Here is a 17,010-nt window from a genome sequence, read left to right as displayed (position 1 = left end):
GGCAAGGCATTGATTGCAAAGAATGGTGATTCCCTTGTTAAAATCAATAACGCAGTATAAATCGCTTTTAAACCAACCCGCTGGGCGTTTCACAGGCACTTACTCTCATCGTTGTTCCTTCTTAAAAGGGACTGATTCTTGCAAAGTAACGCCTTGATATTAAGCACCTGTGAAACGCTGAATTCTGCATATTGAGGTGGTTTGGGTATAAACGCCTCTTAAGTATTTATAAATACTTAAGAGGAATAAGATCATCACTAATCGCATTATAAAAATCAGGCTTTATGGCGTTTAGATCTATCACATCAACTAGGTAGGGTAAGTTTGATTCACTAAACGCATTTTTAAGTTTAAAAATAACGGTGTGTTCAATTACTTTGTTTTTAGCTTTTAAGGCCAAATCTAGATCAGAATAAGTTCTAGCAGTATTTTTAGCTCGAGAGCCAAATATATATACATCTATTCCTTTATCACTTAAATTTTGCTTTTGTAAACAATCTTCTATGATTTTTAAGTGTTGCTGTTCAATCTGCATTTCTACGCTCAAGCTCTGCTAACAGGTGACTGGCATCGATAAAAAAAGCTTTTGCAGCTTGATAGACCTTTTCAGCAACCGCTTCATCATAGGTATGGGAAGTTGTGTTTCGCGCAATATGGTATTCAAACCAAGGAAGAGGGTCATTTATTAGTTGCTTATCAGCGGCTAATCTAAATAAATCTTTACGACTTAGTGGCGCGAGTGTTTCAGCGCCCATGTCTTCAACTAAGTAACGGCGGAGCATCTTCCAAGCAAGCTCATAACTGTATTCAAAACGCTGAATAACACTATCTCGAATAAATTCATTTTTGGGTTGCTGCAACGCCAGTTCTAATGACGAAAGTGCTTTACCAAATGGTGTTAAAATTAACATATCAGCCTCAATTATTTTTTACTAGTTTAATACAGCCAAGCAATTTACCCAAGCACATCTCTATGGTTAGTCTTACTCCTGAGCTTTTGGAACAACCAGCTCAAGCCCACAAGCGATAGCCCTAACCCAATAAATGATACCGCTTTGAGTAAACCAGTTAGGCTTGCCATATCAATTAAAAACACTTTCACTATCACCGCGCCAAGAATGCCTAAACCAACTTTTTGTAACAGCAGCTGCTGTTTCAAATGTCCTGCGACCACGACCAACGCCCCCAGTATTAACCAAATGATCGAGTAACTGTATAGCTCGGCGTCACTGGTTGCTTTATCAAGGTAAATAAAGCCACCCTGCCAGTATTGGCGGATCAATGTATTGATTGCCAATACAGCTAATAAACCAGACCCAAGTAGCACTATTTGGTTCAATTTAACATTTAAAGGTTTAACTAAACTTGCTAACCACGCTACCAGCAGGCTCGGGGCTAACCAGGTGAAAAGCAGCCAGTTAAATAACGGCGTTTCCCCTACATATAGACGTACTAATAACGGATTATCATGTAGTGTTGTGTTTATTAACAATAAGCCCGCTAACCCAGATAAGCTCAGGCCGGCTGTGCGGTATAGCTTACCCAACTGCCCAGCAGTTCGTGCACGATATAAATAAACGCAACCCAGTGCAAGCCAGTTACAGCTAAGTAATACTTGCTCATAAAAGCTTAGAGAAAAAAGCTGAGGATAATGCCCAACCAATTGATAGCTCGTTTCGGTAGTGATAAATAATGCCAAACAATGCAGTGCAGCGCCTTCTAGCCATATTTTCATCTCTGTTTGTTGCCATTGTTTGGCAGCAAACCAAAACAATCCAATAGCAATGGGGTAAACCACTATGCTCCAGTGTAATGCTAAAAAGGTTAAATCGGTATCGTATACCCATGGCGCAAAGGTTAGCCTTGTAAGCACCACGGCGACTAATACTTTAATTGGCCAGTGCGGCATTGGCACTTTGTGACGTTTAACGAGAAAACTAATAACCAACACTTGAATAGCCAACGCAAGCGTTAAACCACTATCGGCAAGTAACATAGTTAAACACAGCGTAATGTTGGCATTAGCACCAAGCCAATAACTAAACTGTTGCCATTGTGTGCGAGCAGCTTGCGCACGCTTAATGAGTACACCACTGCCCAGAAGCAGTATTACAGTCCATAATGAGTAGGCTACCGCTAAATCTTGCGCTGGGGTTAAAGTGTAAAGCGTAGCAATGAAGGTAAACATACTAAAGGCGGCCACTAAGTGAAAACTTAAACGTTTGTAGTAACGCGCGCCAAAATACAGCCCGTATAAACAAAAACCAATGCCGAGCAATAAACCAAGTCCATAGATATTTTTGAATATGAATAAATGGTCGTGGCTATCAATGTGATAAGCGTGTTGACTGACTACCAGCAATACGGCAATTAACAGCGCTAGACCTTGCCATAGATCCCAACGGCTATTTTGCAGCACTAAAAATAGCAGCATAACAATTAAACACAGCAGCACAATTTGCCATTGTACACTTGCCATAGAGATTACTATGGTGATCAATAATGGCACCACAATCGCTAACAATAATGGATGATCTGGCTGTAATTTTAATAACCGCTTTAAACTATGTGGCCGATATTCCAATAAACGCAGGGTTAACCCTAAACGCATCATCGCGATTAAACCAATAATTGATAGCAGTGCAAAACCACCTACTAACCAATATTGAGTCGGCTTTATGACACTCAGCGCTACCCAATACCAGCCAATATGCCCTGCCCAAAGTAAATACCACAACCATGGCCGTTTTACCTTTTGTGCCACTAACACTGCTGACAAAGTCACCAAGCCAATATACATCAATAATGCCACTAAGTTACCGCTACCAGTATTCACCCAGATTGGCACGCTGTAAGCACCAACAATACCTAACACAGCGAGCAATGGTCCTAAGCGCAGTGCCATAGAACTTGCAGCCAGAGCAATAATAGCCAGCATCACAAAAGCAACTGTTGGGCTTAACATCGCATAACTTGAATAGGCAAGCAGGGTTAAAGCAAAGCAGCTAATAAACCCACCACCTGCCAACGCTGCAGGAACGTAGTTATTAAACCCTTCAAAAACAATACCTTTTCGATGTAAGTATTCAGCCCCTGCAATTAACGTAACACCAAATAAACCACCCAATGTGAGTCGTAATGTTGGCGATAATAACCCCGCATCTAAGCTATATTTCGCTAAAAAAATCCCACCAAAGGCCAACGCGACACCGCCAATCCAGGTCATCCAGTTTTGTTGAAACTGAGTTTTTAATTTATTAACAAAAAGATCAATAGCGGAAGGAGAAGATGGTTTTTCGCGGCCAGTGACTGTTGTTTGCGTTATGACTGCATCTTGTTGTTTAACGACATTGACATGCTGTGATTGTACTGGCTCAACGTGCGATTGTACTGTTTGTGTTGCACTGTGAGCTTGTTGTTGACTGCTCTTGTGAGCTATAACTGCCTGTAGTTGTTTTTTTAAAAGTACAACCTCTTGCTTTAACGTACTGACTTTAGTTAAAGCAACTAAACCTGCAATCGAGCCTGCAACCACAACTAACGATAAAATGACTATGAGCCCTATGACATCATCCACTTTTTCAATCCTTGACTACTTTTAATAGTTCCTTATAGCGTAAAGTGTATTGAAAATATACCCAAAAAATCTCAGCCTCACCGCGACAAGGCTGAGATTAATATCAGGCTATTCTACCGAATCAGTAACGGTACGTTCTAGCGTCATTTTATAACCTGTGCTACTTGTTTCATCATGCTCAAGAATTAAGATGTAATTACCTTCTTGGCTAAAGTCCATATCCCCCTGTTGCATCAACACAATTTGCTGGCCATTATCTTCATAAAGCACATAGGTAGTATAAATTTCATTATCAACAACTTGGTCTTCTTGGTCGTATTGATCAATGCCATCAATAATATTTTTCGCATCATCAACCGTTTCACCATTGAGAGTAAATACTACATCAACGTTACTAATTTCTTGTCCTGCGTAACTATCTAATAAGTTAACAACTGTTACTTTATGACTGTAGCTACTCGGGGTTAAGCTTTCTTTCACCGTCATCATCCGTGGACCGTAATCTTTGTCATTATAAAAAATGCCAACATTGCTTTGTTCACGCTCAAGAGTCAGTAAAAAGTTATCGACAATTTTGCTACCTGTTTCATCTAACATCGCAATACTGTAGCTGTTAGGATCAAGCTCAATATAGTTAGAATACGTATCGTTAGTTGTTACATCTGTGGTACTGGCTTGTGAGCCTCGCGTTGCACTAAAGCTAACTTGTGAATAATCATCAATGGTATTGATAAAGCGTAATTGCCCCTGCGCATTCTGGTGCTTAAGTGCAGTAACACTATTGCTTGAAGTAACAACATCAAGGGTAATACCGTTTTCTTCGGTGGCGTAACTTGGGCGGATCATCACTACATAGCTTGCCTCGTCATTCAAATACACGGTGGCTGACTCAAACAACACATCTGTGCTACCACTTTGCGTTAAATACAAGGTGTAATAACCCTCGTCAAAGCTTTGTAACGCTAACTCATTTAAATAAGTGGGAGAAGCAATAAGTTCTGCAGTCTCAAATAAGCCATCATCATTTGCTAAATACACGTCGAAACTCAAGTTTTCGCCAACGATATTAAAAAAGCCTAAGTTAGCTGACCCCTCATCACCGCCTGTAGGCACACTTAGTTCACTGAATGTCGGCTCTGAAAAATCGCCATTCATTACCCACAGCTGGGTCATATCATCTTTGACCGTCACTGTTTGCTCGCTGATCGTAATATAGCTGTCATTTGCATCTACATATTCAAAGCTTACATCGTAGCTATTAGTGCTGTAATTATGGCGCGTCGTTACATCACCAAAATCAGTACCCGAACGCTCAGCATCATCAATGAATAAACGCGTGTATGGGCTATTATAAGAGCCATTATATAATTGAATGTAACCACTTTGACTCGAGCTTGAATCGTCACCCGAACACGCAGTTAGAGTTGCAATTAGAGAAGTTGTTAGTGCAGTTTTAAATAAAGGGCCTTGCATGGAATCAATTCCTTATTGTTAATAGTTTGAATTCGACCCTTAACAAAAAGAATAATTCCATGATTTACAAAGCATTACCTCTGCTTACAGTTATTTACGAATTCGTAAATAACTGTACAAATGTGCAAACAATGCACACGTTTAAAGTCCATAAAACAAACAAGACCCTGCACTAGCAGACTGGATTATTGTGACATTTAACGAGTACGTTTAGCGAAGCTAAAATGGCCTTCTTCTATAACTTTACCACTTAAATCTCGCGGCGTAGTATAAAAGCTTACACCCAAATTATTTGCTTGATTATCAAGATTAATATGGCTAAACCCCCAGACAAAACTTTTTGACCACAGCAAATCATACTCAGGGTATTGGCGCTCTTGATACTGTGCAAATGGCGTATGTGTGCCACGCATTTTTGATGCAGCTCCTGAGATGATCAGCGGTAATTTACCAATACTATTACCTGAATCGAACTTTGAGCAATCATCGGTAAGTAACTCTAAATCATGCTCGTGGCCAGCAATATAGCCGTCAGCATACTTACATAAGGTTGGCATCAATAACTTACGAAGCACATGACCTTCGCTGTATTTAGTGCCACCTATAGACCATAAAATATGGTGGCCATAAACCAACTTCCATTTCGCTGTCGAACTTGCAATACCTTGTTCAAGCCACGTAAGTTGGGCTAAATCTTCACCATTTTGAGGCCCTTCATGTTCATCATGAATTTCAAGTTCAGCTGTGCCATTTTCTATCGCTTGTTGTAAATCGCCTTCGCTGCCATCAGGGTTAAGCGGTACTTCATAAAAGGTTTGTCCTGCTAACAACATATTGGTATCAAGTACAAAAAATTCAACGTCGTTGCCCGGTTCACCCATTTTGTAGCTGTAATAACCATTTTCGCCCATAAAAAAATTCGGCTGCTGTGCCATCCACTGGGTTTGCAATGCCACGCCTTTACGCGAGCTTTGCCAATCGTGATTACCTAATGCTGAATACACCACCAAGTTAGGGTCTGCTAGAAATAACGGCTCTAATGGCGCATAAACAAGATCATATAAGCGCTTCTGATCGTCTTTGCCATCATCGGCATCGGCGCCATCTGGGTAAACGTTATCACCCAACTGAATTGCAAATTGGCAATTTTTGCTTTCACATAACTTAGCCATTGCGATACCAACAGCCTGCGCACCACCTTGCTCCGTAGCAATATCAGTATCTGGGTAAATATAAATAGGCGCATGATCAAATTCATCGCGCGGGCGATAATCTTCTAACCAATCAGCCAGCTCTGCTGCTATAAACTGCTGTTCATTTTTAGGATTGCTGATGTGCTTGGTTTTGGGATAGTCAACATGGTAACCACCATCTCCAAACGCTAAAAATTCAATATTACTCACAGCAGCTGTTGGTGTTGCATCTGTTGTTTTAGACGTACAGCCAACTGTGCCAAGGCAGGCGCTAAGAGCAATGCATAACGTACTTAATTTATTCATAATTCACTCAACAAAAGTAAGCCTGCAATATCAAGCAGGCTCACTGTAATAATATTTAACTAACTGATGCTATAAAGAAGAAAAGGTAAAACCTAGCTCAAAGGTACGTCCATAAGACTCATACTGATAGTTGTAAAGCTTATCACCATGATACAAGTACATAGGCTCATCGGTTAAGTTAGTAGCATTAAAGTACACATTCATAGTGTCGTTGAAATAGTATTTACTGCTAAAGTCCAACTGCATGTGACTATCTTCATAAACCGCCATATCCGCATCATCAAATTGGTAGCTTTCACTTTTATATGATGCGCTTAAACGCGTACTAATGGCATTATTTTCATAACCAACAATGATATTAGCCACGGTATCAGCTTGATTAGGTAGCTTATCATCAGCATCAATAAAGGTACCATTTGCACCAAGCACAAAGCCTGACTTAAAGGTTTTATTCCAGTTAAGCTCTATACCCGTTAATGACGCTTTGCCACCATTCACCATTTGTACTACTTCATCAAAACCATCCCAGTCACCGTTATCTTGTACTTCTTGTTGAATGATGAAGTTATCGATATCTTTATAGAAAATGCCCGCCGATAACACGCCTATGGTGCCTGGGTAATATTCGATTGACGCATCTAAGTTCATTGATTCATAAGGGTCTAAGTCAGGGTTACCAACCTCAGCTTTACGCTCGGTTACTTGTACGCCATCCTCTTCACTGGTTTCTGTTTCAATTAGTTGATATGCCGCTGAATCACTAAACGTGGGACGCGCTATCGTGTTGGTATAGGCAAAGCGCGTGACCAATTTATCACTCATGTTATAGCGTAAATTTAGGCTAGGTAAAAAATAGTCGTAATCTTTGCTTACTTGCCAAGGTGTGGTGGTAACCGTTTCAGTATCGTTAATATCATCAACCACTAACTCAACCTGATTGCCGCGAGTCTCAAATTGTGTACCTTCATAACGTACACCCGCAACAACATGTAACTTATCGATATCCATGCTGATCATTGCATAAGCGGCGGTAATATCTTCATTACTAACGTAGCTTTGACCATCTGATTCAACTTGTGACTCGTTACTATTGAAAGCAAATGATTGTTTATTTTCAGCTACAAATTTTTGCAGCGCAGTGCGGTTTAAACCCGGGCCAAAGTCACCTAAGTCATAATCTGGTACAGGTGCGGAGAAATCACTTGCTAATGCTCCTGAAAAATCACCGTCATAAATAGCAACGCGCGCATCATTGCGCTTTTCTCTGTTTTGCTGTTTAAAACCAAATTTAAACTGACCATTATTATTTTGCCAAACAAAATTACGGCTGAAATCGATTTTAAAACTGATCTCTTGATCATCACTAACGTTATTCATCGCCTCTATTGTATCTAACTCAAATAGGCTTAAGTCATGAGCATCCGCTGATTGGCTAAGTAACGGAACATCAACTTGAGCGACATAACCTAAATCAAACCCAGAACCTGTAAACGCGGCATCAAGTCGATTTGGTTCTTTTTCTTCAGATTTTGAATAGCCGACATTATATTCGATAAACCAATCACTTAATTGATTCTCACCACCTAACACCATACTTAAAATGCTTTGCTCTTCATAACGATCTTTGGTGTTACGTGACATTTCCGCATCAGTGAAGCTACCACTGCTCACCGTGCTTGCTAATTGCTTACCATCGCTAAATTTATACTCGTTTGATAGGCGATACTCATCATCCGAAAAGTCACTATACAAGGTGCGTAAGTAATATTTATCTGTTGCACCACTGTGCAGGTCTAAATTAAGGGCTGCACCTAAACGCTCGCGTGTAATTTGGTAATGGCGTTGTTCAATTTCTTCTGCACCAAACATGTCAAAATCATCACCAGTCGCAGCGTCTTCAACTTCGAAGGTACTCCAGCCACTTCCAGTTTCAATATTACGCGAACCAAATTCACGTTTAGACCATGAAACCGCTGTAGCAACACCTAAATCAAGGCCATTATCTAACTGGTAAATATTGGTGTAACTGCCCGATAACTTAGGACTCGTTTTAGATTCTAGCTCGTTATATGAACCCTGCGCGGTAAAGCTATAGCTTTCACCCGCTCTGTCAAAAGCACTCAAGCTTTTCACTTCAATCGAGCCACCAACAGCACTAGCATCCATGTCTGGAGTAACTGTTTTGCTCACTTCTAAACTTTGAATAAGTTCACTTGGTAATACATCCATCGCCACTGAGCGAACACCTGCCTCAGGAGAAGGTACATTTAAACCGTTGACGGTGACGTTATTGAGATTAGGATCAATACCACGAATACCCACAAAACGTCCTTCACCTTGGTCGCGAGCAATAAAGATCCCAGGTAGACGTTGTAGTGCTTCGGCCGCATTTTGATCTGGGAATTGACCAATCGAATCGGCACTGACTACTGACTTTAAATTATCAGCATTTTTTTGTCGGTTAATTGCCCCAGCTTGCCCTGCACTTTGGCCATAAACAATAATGTTATCGATGGCCTCTTGTTGCTCACCAATAATAATTTGCTGTGTAAACACCTGCGAATCCACCACCGTTATTTTTTGTTCTACTGATGGTGCGCCAATGTAGTCAACCACTAAGGTGTACTCACCCGCTGGCAATTTATTAAAAGAAAAAGAACCATCGCGGTTACTCACTGTATTGAGGTTTAACTCTTTCACCGATACTTTCGCACCACCAAAATACACACTTTGGCTGGCATCTGTAATACGACCTTGCACACGACCATCAGCTAATGCAGGTGTTGCATATAAAATTCCACAACACGCTAATGCAATACTCGACTTAATAAAAGGTGACGTTTTAAACGGGTTCATAATTGTTCTCTTGGTTGCTGCTATTGATTATGGTTTTTGTTTGCCAATACGTGGCTGGAGCAACACCCTAAGGGGCAATCATGAAAGAAATATGTCAGTCCCTAACGCAACACTGTAAATTCGTTGCTATTAGGTTTTTTTCAACACTAAAATAATCCCAAATGAGCTAATTCGACCCCCTGCCAAGCGGCATTATTTGACTAAAAGACACTGTGTTTAGCTAAATAAATCACCCATGGTAAAAAATATGTCATCACTGTGAGCTAATCTGACCCTAGTGGTAATAAAGCAGTTTGCTTATTCTGCCAATCAGACATGACCTATCGAGCTCAACATGAATTTATCGTTTTTAAAATTACACCGCTCATTACTACTTATCTTTGTTGTAATGCAAACCAGCGTATTAATCCTAACGCTCAGCTTTGGCCAATATAAAGGCCACAGTGAAGTTGATTGGTTTGATGTCGCAGGTGAAGGTGGCATTACTGCCATGACCCTAGTGTGGATATTTTTTATTCTACTTAGCAGGCCTAAAGGACGAGTTACCAACTTACTATTCGCAGGCCTTGCGATTATGAACCTATCTATGACATTAGATTTTATTGACGAATTTGTCAGCTACAGTGATGAGCAAGCTTGGCTTAGCACTATTGAATCAATTCCCGCCCCTTTTGGCATGATTTTAATGACTATCGCGCTCTATCATTGGCATCAAGAGCAAATGAGTATAAATCAACAGCTGCGCAACCGAGAGCGCTTCTACCGGGAGCACCAACTCAGCGATGCCATAAGCGGCCTTGCCAGTGCCGATTATATGAAAAGCCAAATCAACCGCGAGCTGAATTTATTGCATCATAGTCAACATGGCTTTTCATTACTGATGCTGGATATTGCCCAATTTGATCGCTTTAATCGCCAATTTGGCGATGCCGAAGGCGATAAACTGCTACAAGAGTTTGCGCAAGTGATCACCCTCAATGTCCGCGAACAAGATTTAGTCTGTCGTTACGCCAGTGACTGTTTTATCGTTATGCTGCCTAATACACAACTTGCGATAGCTGAACAACTGAGTTCATCTATTGTCGGCGCATTAGAAGCATTTTCGTTTAACAGCAGCGATAGCACCCTAACTTATAAACAAAAAGTACATACGAGCTTAGTGGCTGCGACAAGCGCAGATTCTACTTCTGGGTTATTAAGTAAGTTACATCAAGGGCTGCTAAAAAATAAGCACTTGCACGAATATTGTCATGAGCAAACTGCGTGAGTACAAACGTGAGTACAAAACTAACTGATGTCAGTTATATCGATACCCCTTGCCAAGGCTTGCAGTCGTGGGCAGCACAGCTGGCTGATTTAGCAAAACACCGTGGCATACACCCAGATAAATTACTCAAAGGCACTAAGTTATTTTATCAAGACTTTGCCGCTGGAACCGCCATAATTAGTGTTGCGCAGTTTTATCAATTGCAAGAAAACTGCCGCCAATTTGATAACCAACACCAGCTTAGTTTTTTACTCGGACGAAAATTGCTCAATAACAACCCGCTATATAGCGCATTTTCGCAGGCGGAAAGTTTATGCTCATTACAAAAAATCCTGATACGTGCTCCTTTGCATGGCTTCAATTTATTTAATGCAACACATAAACATCATCAAGGCCGCCATTACTTTATTATTAACCTCAGCTTTGGGGCAATCAATACCCTAGTTGAGCAGTTTTGCTGTGAATTATTTGCCAGCTTTATAGCCGCAACCTGTAAATGGCGAATAGGTAATAACAGTGACTTAAGTTTTTCGTTTCCCTACCCTGAACCCAAACATATAGAGCAGTATCAAACGAACCTGCAAGCCAATTGCAAGTTCTCGCAACAGTTATTTATGGTCAGTGTCAGTGATGAATTGTACAACAGGCACTTAATCGACAGCTGCCCAAGCTTACTCCAGCAATCTTTAGCATCTATTGGGCAACAACCCCTGCCCGCGAAACCATGGCTACAGGCTGTGCGAGAGTATATTACCAAACACCCACAGCAAAACCTCGAAACCGTTGCCCACTATTTTGCAATGAGCCCAGCCACATTTAAACGCAAACTCAAGCAGCACCACACTCGCTTTAGCACCTTACAAGATTGCATTAACCGCCAAACAGCAGTGTTTAACCTCACCACTCTTGCCCAAAGTAACGAAACCCTCGCAAGCACACTGAATTTTACTGACCTAACCAATTTTCGCCGCGCATTCAAACGCTGGACTGGGACCACACCTAGCAACTTACGTTGTCAACTTAAATCAATGTGAGTAATACTCTATTAAAAGCCCTTGCATTAGTAGCAAATTAACAAATAATGGGAGCTTAGGTTCACGGGATTTGAATGAGGAAACATGAACACAATACTAACTACGCAATGTGCCGATGATGTAGGCTTAATAGCCAAGATCACCGGACTTTGTCACGAGCATAATTTAAATATTACTCGCAATAATGAATTTGTAGATAAAGACGCACAGCGCTTTTTTATGCGCACTGAGTTAACTGGCGTCCCAGCACCGGACTTTTTAAATCAATTACATGCTTTGCTGCCTGATGGCGCGCAATTAGCGCTGCACACTGACGAAAAAACCAAAGTAGTGCTATTAGCAACTAAAGAAGCGCATTGCTTGGGCGGCGTATTACTTAAGCAGTTTGAGCAAGCACTGAATATTGAAGTACTTGCTGTGATCGCTAATTACCCTGATCTTGCACCGCTGGCGAAGGGTTTTGATGTACCGTTTCATGTAGTCAGCCATGAAGGACTGTCACGCGCTGAACACGACCTGCAAGTGGGTGACTTAATTGCCAGCTACAACCCAGATGTTATTGGCCTTGCTAAATATATGCGAATTTTAAGCCCTGAGTTTGTTGGTCGTTTTGACGGTAAAATCATTAATATCCATCACTCATTTTTACCGGCATTTATCGGCGCTAAACCGTACCATCAAGCATTCGAACGTGGTGTAAAAATCATTGGTGCAACAGCGCACTTTGTTAATAATGAGCTCGATGAAGGGCCTATCATCATGCAAGACGTGACACATGTGAATCATGCAAATACTGCAGAGATGATGGCTAAAATGGGTAAAGACGTTGAAAAAACCGTATTTTGTAAAGCGCTACAATTAGCCTCTGAGCATAAGCTATTTATTAATGGCAACCGTACCGTGGTGTTTAGTTAGGTTTTATTCGCGAGTAAAAATGAAGAGGCCTATAGCCTCTTTATTTTTATTATTCAACACTCTTACATTGTAATTATTATGCTTGCTCAATCGGTTCGAGTTGTAACTTGGCTGCAATGAGCACTGCTTGAGTACGGTTATACACCCCAAGTTTACGGAATATTGCGGTAATGTGTGCTTTGATTGTTGCTTCTGAAATATGCAGTTCGTAGGCAATCTGCTTATTCAATAAGCCTTCATGTAAATATTGGAGTACTTTGTATTGTTGTGGGGTAAGTGAGGCAACTTGAGCGGCAATTTCTTTATCTTCGTTTGTTATGCTCGCCACTTTATCTTTTAGTTCGCTAGGTAGCCATACATCACCATCGAGTATTTGATTAATTGCACCAGCAATATCATCGGATGATGACGACTTAGGAATAAATCCCATCGCACCGTAACTCATGACCTTTGAAACAATATTAATATCTTCACTACCCGACACTACGGCAATGGGTAAACTTGGGTAATCTTCGCGAATGCGAATTAAGCCGTATAAGTCGCCACTACCTGGCATATGTAGGTCTAGTAGTAAGATGTCTAAATCTTCTTGTTCGCTTAGCACCTGCAGTGTCGTTTCAAAGTTTTCAGACTCGAAAACGTCTAAATCGTCAAACTTTGCAGTTAATGCCCCTTTTAGTGCTTCACGGAATAACGGGTGGTCATCCGCTATTAAAAACTGACTCATGGTTCACTCCTAATGAATTCGGCTGCCACCTATCTAATAGCTGACAGCCGATATACTACGTTTAGAATCAACTTCTAATCAAGTTTTTAACGCATATTTAACGATTTAATCGGTTTTCAATTAATTCATCAACCACACTTGGATCGGCAAGTGTCGAAGTATCTCCTAACTGCTCGTGCTCATTTGCAGCGATTTTACGTAAAATACGGCGCATAATTTTACCAGAGCGCGTCTTAGGTAAACCCGGTGACCATTGGATCATATCAGGCGATGCAATTGGGCTAAGTTCTTTACGCACCCAATTACGTACTTCTTTGGTTAATTCATCACTTACCGTTACACCTTCATTTGGCGTAAGGTATACATAAATGCCCTGACCTTTAATATCGTGCGGGTAACCCACCACAGCGGCTTCAGCTACTGCTTCATGAGCAACCAATGCGCTTTCGATTTCAGCTGTGCCCAGACGGTGACCAGATACGTTAAGTACGTCATCAACTCGGCCTGTGATCCAGTAGTAACCATCTTCATCGCGACGACAACCATCCCCTGTAAAATAAACACCAGGGTATGCTGAGAAGTAAGTTTGTTCAAAACGTTCATGATCGCCGTAAACTGTACGTGCTTGTGATGGCCAACTATCAAGAATGACTAAATTGCCGTCAATTGCGCCTTCAAGTGTATTACCTTCTGCATCATAAAGTGCAGGCGCAATACCAAAGAATGGACGTGTTGCTGAGCCTGGTTTCATATCAGTCGCACCTGGTAATGGTGTGATCATAATGCCACCAGTCTCGGTTTGCCACCAGGTATCAACAATTGGGCAATTGCTCTTACCAATATTCTCGTAATACCAAGACCACGCTTCAGGGTTAATTGGCTCACCAACTGAACCAAGTACACGTAAGCTATCACGGTGTGATGTTGCCGTTGGCTCATCGCCTTTAGCCATCAATGCGCGAATTGCAGTAGGTGCAGTGTATAAAATAGTCACTTTATGTTTATCAACTACTTCACCCATACGCCCTGCGGTTGGGTAGGTTGGTACACCTTCGAATAATACTTGTGTACAACCGTTTACTAACGGGCCGTATGCAATATAGCTGTGGCCTGTGATCCAGCCTACATCGGCACTACACCAAAAAATATCATCTTCTTTTAGATCAAATACATATTCATGAGTCATAGATGCGTAAACTAAGTAACCACCCGTGGTATGTACAACACCTTTAGGCTGACCCGTTGAGCCTGACGTATAAAGAATAAACAGTGGATCTTCTGCATTCATCGGCTCTGGTGCACATTCAGCAGCTTGATCAGCGACTAAATCATGCCACCACACATCATGCTCATGCCACTGTACGTCGCCACCTGTTAACTGATGAACAACAACGTGTTCTATCGTTGTTACTGACTCTTGCGCAACCGCTTCATCAACATTGGCTTTTAGTGGCACTGTATTACCTGCACGACGGCCTTCGTCAGAAGTAATAACAATTTTAGCGCCAGAATCTTTAATGCGGTCAGCAATTGCTGATGGTGAAAAACCACCAAATACCACAGAATGAATCGCCCCTAAACGTGCACATGCTTGCATAGCATAAACAGCTTGCGGTGACATAGGCATGTAAATAGCAATACGATCGCCTTTTTTTACACCGAGTTTTTTCAAACCATTGGCAAATTTAGCCACTTCGTCATGTAATTGCTGGTAAGAAATATGTTCGCTTTGTGAAGGGTCATCTCCCTCCCAGATCAGTGCCGTTTTATCAGCTTTGGTAGCAAGGTGACGGTCAATACAATTGTATGACGCATTAAGTTCCCCATCTTCATACCAACGAATATCAATATGACCTTTATCAAAAGAGGTGTTTTTCACTTTGGTATAAGGTGTTGACCAATCGAGACGTTTACCGTGTTCGCGCCAAAAACCTTCTGGGTCATCAATAGATTGCTTGTAAAGTGTATTATATTTATCGTTATCAACTAAGGCTGCATTCTTGATATGTGCAGGAACTGGATAGATACTTTGTGACATACTCGTCTCCATTTTAATTACTTGCCTAAGGCCTCCCCCAAGGATCACTCAGCATAGCGAGTGAAAGTATTAGACCTTAGTTGTATTATCTTTGATTTATTTCTATGTACCCATACATACTTTCAAATATTAATATTTTGCACTATTAATACAAGGTGTTAATGATGAAGTTACGTTACAAGATAACTTGCCACCTTAGTCTAATAGACCAATAGGTAATTGAGTAAAAATCATACTTAATCAAAAGTGGTATCACAACATAATTACAATAATGCAACAAGTAGCCCAGAATAGGATTTTGACTATGACAACTAAAGCAACACTACTAAAGACACTTACCGCAACTGCCGTATTGTGCGCACTAACAGCAACAGCTCAAGCCGCAACTATCGGTGGAACTGATGTTACTTATGGCGGTTATGTAAAGCTCGATGCAATGTGGAGTGACTACTCTGACGGAGTGCCCGCAGGTGGTAGTATAGGTCGTGATTTTTATATTCCTAGCACAACACCTGTAGGTGTCGATGTTGATAGTGATCCGGTATTTGATATGCATGCCCGTCAATCACGCTTTTTCTTAGGCACTGCAACTAAACTAGACGATGGAAAAGAAGTAAAAACCAAAATTGAAGTCGACTTCATTGCATCAGCCCCTGGTGGTGATGAGCGTGTAAGTAATTCATACGCACCGCGTATTCGCCAAGCATTTATTACTTATGATGGGTGGTTATTTGGTCAAGCTTGGTCAAACTTCCAAAATGTGGGTGCATTACCAGAAACTTTAGATTTCATTGGTCCTGCTGAGGGCACCGTGTTCGTTCGTCAAGCACAAGTGCGCTATAGCACTGGTAACTGGTCTTTCTCATTAGAGAATCCAGAAAGCACTATCACCACTCAAGGTGGTGCACGAGCAACGATAGATGACTCAACACTCCCTGATTTTACCGCACGATATGGGATGAAAGCTGATTGGGGTGAATTTGTTGTTGCAGGCCTTGCACGCCAACTTACTTATAAACAAAATGGTTTAGATGCCGATGAAACTTCATTTGGTATCAGTGCGTCAGGTAAAGTTAACTTCGGTGAAAACAACCTCAAATTTATGCTTACTCAAGGTAAAGGACTAGGTCGTTATATTGGTGTTAACGTTGCTCACGGTGCTGTATTAAATGGTGATGAACTTGATGCAATTGATTCGACATCAGGCTTTATTGCATACCAACAAAATTGGAATAGCCAGTGGCGTTCAACATTTGTTTATTCATTCTTTTCAGCGGATAACAACACCGACTTATTGGCCATTACCGGCGACCCAACAAAATCAAGCCAAAGCTACAGTGCTAACATTCTTTACTCCCCGGTTAAAAAGCTTACCTTTGGTGCAGAGCTGAAACACGCTGAGCGTGAAGTAGAAAGCGGAAATGATGGCGATATGGATCGCTTACAGTTCTCTGTAAAATACGCATTCTAAACGAATAGCACATTTTATTACTTCCTTAAGCGGCCTAGGCCGCTTTTTTTTGCTCCGCAGCCTTTATCTGATGTTCTCCACTTAAGCTACAAACATAACGATTACGACTCACTGAGCAACTTATACCAATCGACTTAAATATTTAACCATTCT

12 protein-coding genes are annotated in these 17,010 nt (G+C 41.2%); 4 read left to right on the top strand and 8 right to left on the bottom strand.

Annotated elements, in window-relative coordinates:
- Nucleotides 1–226 precede the first annotated feature (226 nt).
- From KAN5_RS00445 to KAN5_RS00420, 6 genes are all read right to left on the bottom strand, one after another.
- Nucleotides 227–535 carry a nucleotidyltransferase domain-containing protein gene (locus KAN5_RS00445; RefSeq protein WP_016708528.1) on the bottom strand — a complete coding sequence of 103 codons (309 nt, stop codon included), beginning with the start codon at nucleotides 533–535 and terminating at the stop codon, nucleotides 227–229.
- On the bottom strand, nucleotides 525–911 hold the full coding sequence (locus tag KAN5_RS00440) for a nucleotidyltransferase substrate binding protein (protein WP_016708527.1): 387 nt from the start codon (nucleotides 909–911) through the stop codon (nucleotides 525–527). The genes KAN5_RS00445 and KAN5_RS00440 overlap by 11 nt, the downstream gene beginning before the upstream one ends.
- A 44-nt stretch (nucleotides 912–955) precedes the next feature.
- Nucleotides 956–3,577, bottom strand: a complete 2,622-nt coding sequence (locus tag KAN5_RS00435; RefSeq protein WP_244390194.1) for a DUF2339 domain-containing protein — start codon at nucleotides 3,575–3,577, stop codon at nucleotides 956–958.
- Nucleotides 3,578–3,685: 108 nt separating this feature from the next.
- Nucleotides 3,686–5,050: a hypothetical protein gene (locus KAN5_RS00430; RefSeq protein ID WP_016708525.1), complete on the bottom strand. Its 1,365-nt coding sequence runs from the start codon at nucleotides 5,048–5,050 to the stop codon at nucleotides 3,686–3,688.
- A 197-nt stretch (nucleotides 5,051–5,247) separates the two neighbouring features.
- Nucleotides 5,248–6,549, bottom strand: a complete 1,302-nt coding sequence (locus KAN5_RS00425; RefSeq protein WP_244390193.1) for a metallophosphoesterase — start codon at nucleotides 6,547–6,549, stop codon at nucleotides 5,248–5,250.
- Between the two features lie 69 nt (nucleotides 6,550–6,618).
- On the bottom strand, nucleotides 6,619–9,405 hold the full coding sequence (locus tag KAN5_RS00420; RefSeq protein ID WP_244390192.1) for a TonB-dependent receptor: 2,787 nt from the start codon (nucleotides 9,403–9,405) through the stop codon (nucleotides 6,619–6,621).
- Between the two features lie 334 nt (nucleotides 9,406–9,739).
- Between KAN5_RS00420 and KAN5_RS00415 the strand changes: the two genes are divergently transcribed.
- The 3 genes from KAN5_RS00415 to purU all read left to right on the top strand — a co-directional run bounded on the left by KAN5_RS00415 (nucleotide 9,740) and on the right by purU (nucleotide 12,621).
- A complete protein-coding gene (locus KAN5_RS00415) occupies nucleotides 9,740–10,672 on the top strand; it encodes a GGDEF domain-containing protein (protein ID WP_016708522.1) in 933 nt (310 codons plus the stop codon).
- 8 nt (nucleotides 10,673–10,680) lie between these two features.
- On the top strand, nucleotides 10,681–11,706 hold the full coding sequence (locus tag KAN5_RS00410; RefSeq protein ID WP_158217505.1) for an AraC family transcriptional regulator: 1,026 nt from the start codon (nucleotides 10,681–10,683) through the stop codon (nucleotides 11,704–11,706).
- A gap of 84 nt (nucleotides 11,707–11,790) precedes the next feature.
- A complete protein-coding gene (purU, locus tag KAN5_RS00405; protein ID WP_016708520.1) occupies nucleotides 11,791–12,621 on the top strand; it encodes a formyltetrahydrofolate deformylase in 831 nt (276 codons plus the stop codon).
- Nucleotides 12,622–12,697: 76 nt separating this feature from the next.
- Here purU and KAN5_RS00400 read toward each other — a convergent pair whose 3' ends face one another.
- Nucleotides 12,698–13,348 (bottom strand): response regulator transcription factor, encoded by a 651-nt coding sequence (locus tag KAN5_RS00400; RefSeq protein ID WP_016708519.1) that lies wholly within the window; start codon nucleotides 13,346–13,348, stop codon nucleotides 12,698–12,700.
- Between the two features lie 97 nt (nucleotides 13,349–13,445).
- Nucleotides 13,446–15,386 (bottom strand): acetate--CoA ligase, encoded by a 1,941-nt coding sequence (acs, locus tag KAN5_RS00395; protein ID WP_016708518.1) that lies wholly within the window; start codon nucleotides 15,384–15,386, stop codon nucleotides 13,446–13,448.
- Between the two features lie 304 nt (nucleotides 15,387–15,690).
- Here acs and KAN5_RS00390 point away from each other — a divergent pair, with 304 nt between their 5' ends.
- Complete coding sequence (locus tag KAN5_RS00390) at nucleotides 15,691–16,857, top strand: DcaP family trimeric outer membrane transporter (protein ID WP_138554978.1); 1,167 nt, start codon at nucleotides 15,691–15,693, stop codon at nucleotides 16,855–16,857.
- Nucleotides 16,858–17,010 lie beyond the last annotated feature (153 nt).

It is taken from the genome of Pseudoalteromonas sp. KAN5 (assembly GCF_022846535.1).
Classification (GTDB): domain Bacteria; phylum Pseudomonadota; class Gammaproteobacteria; order Enterobacterales; family Alteromonadaceae; genus Pseudoalteromonas; species Pseudoalteromonas haloplanktis.
The sequence above is the reverse complement of the archived record's forward strand: the minus strand, read 5'-3'. Positions and strand labels throughout refer to the sequence as shown.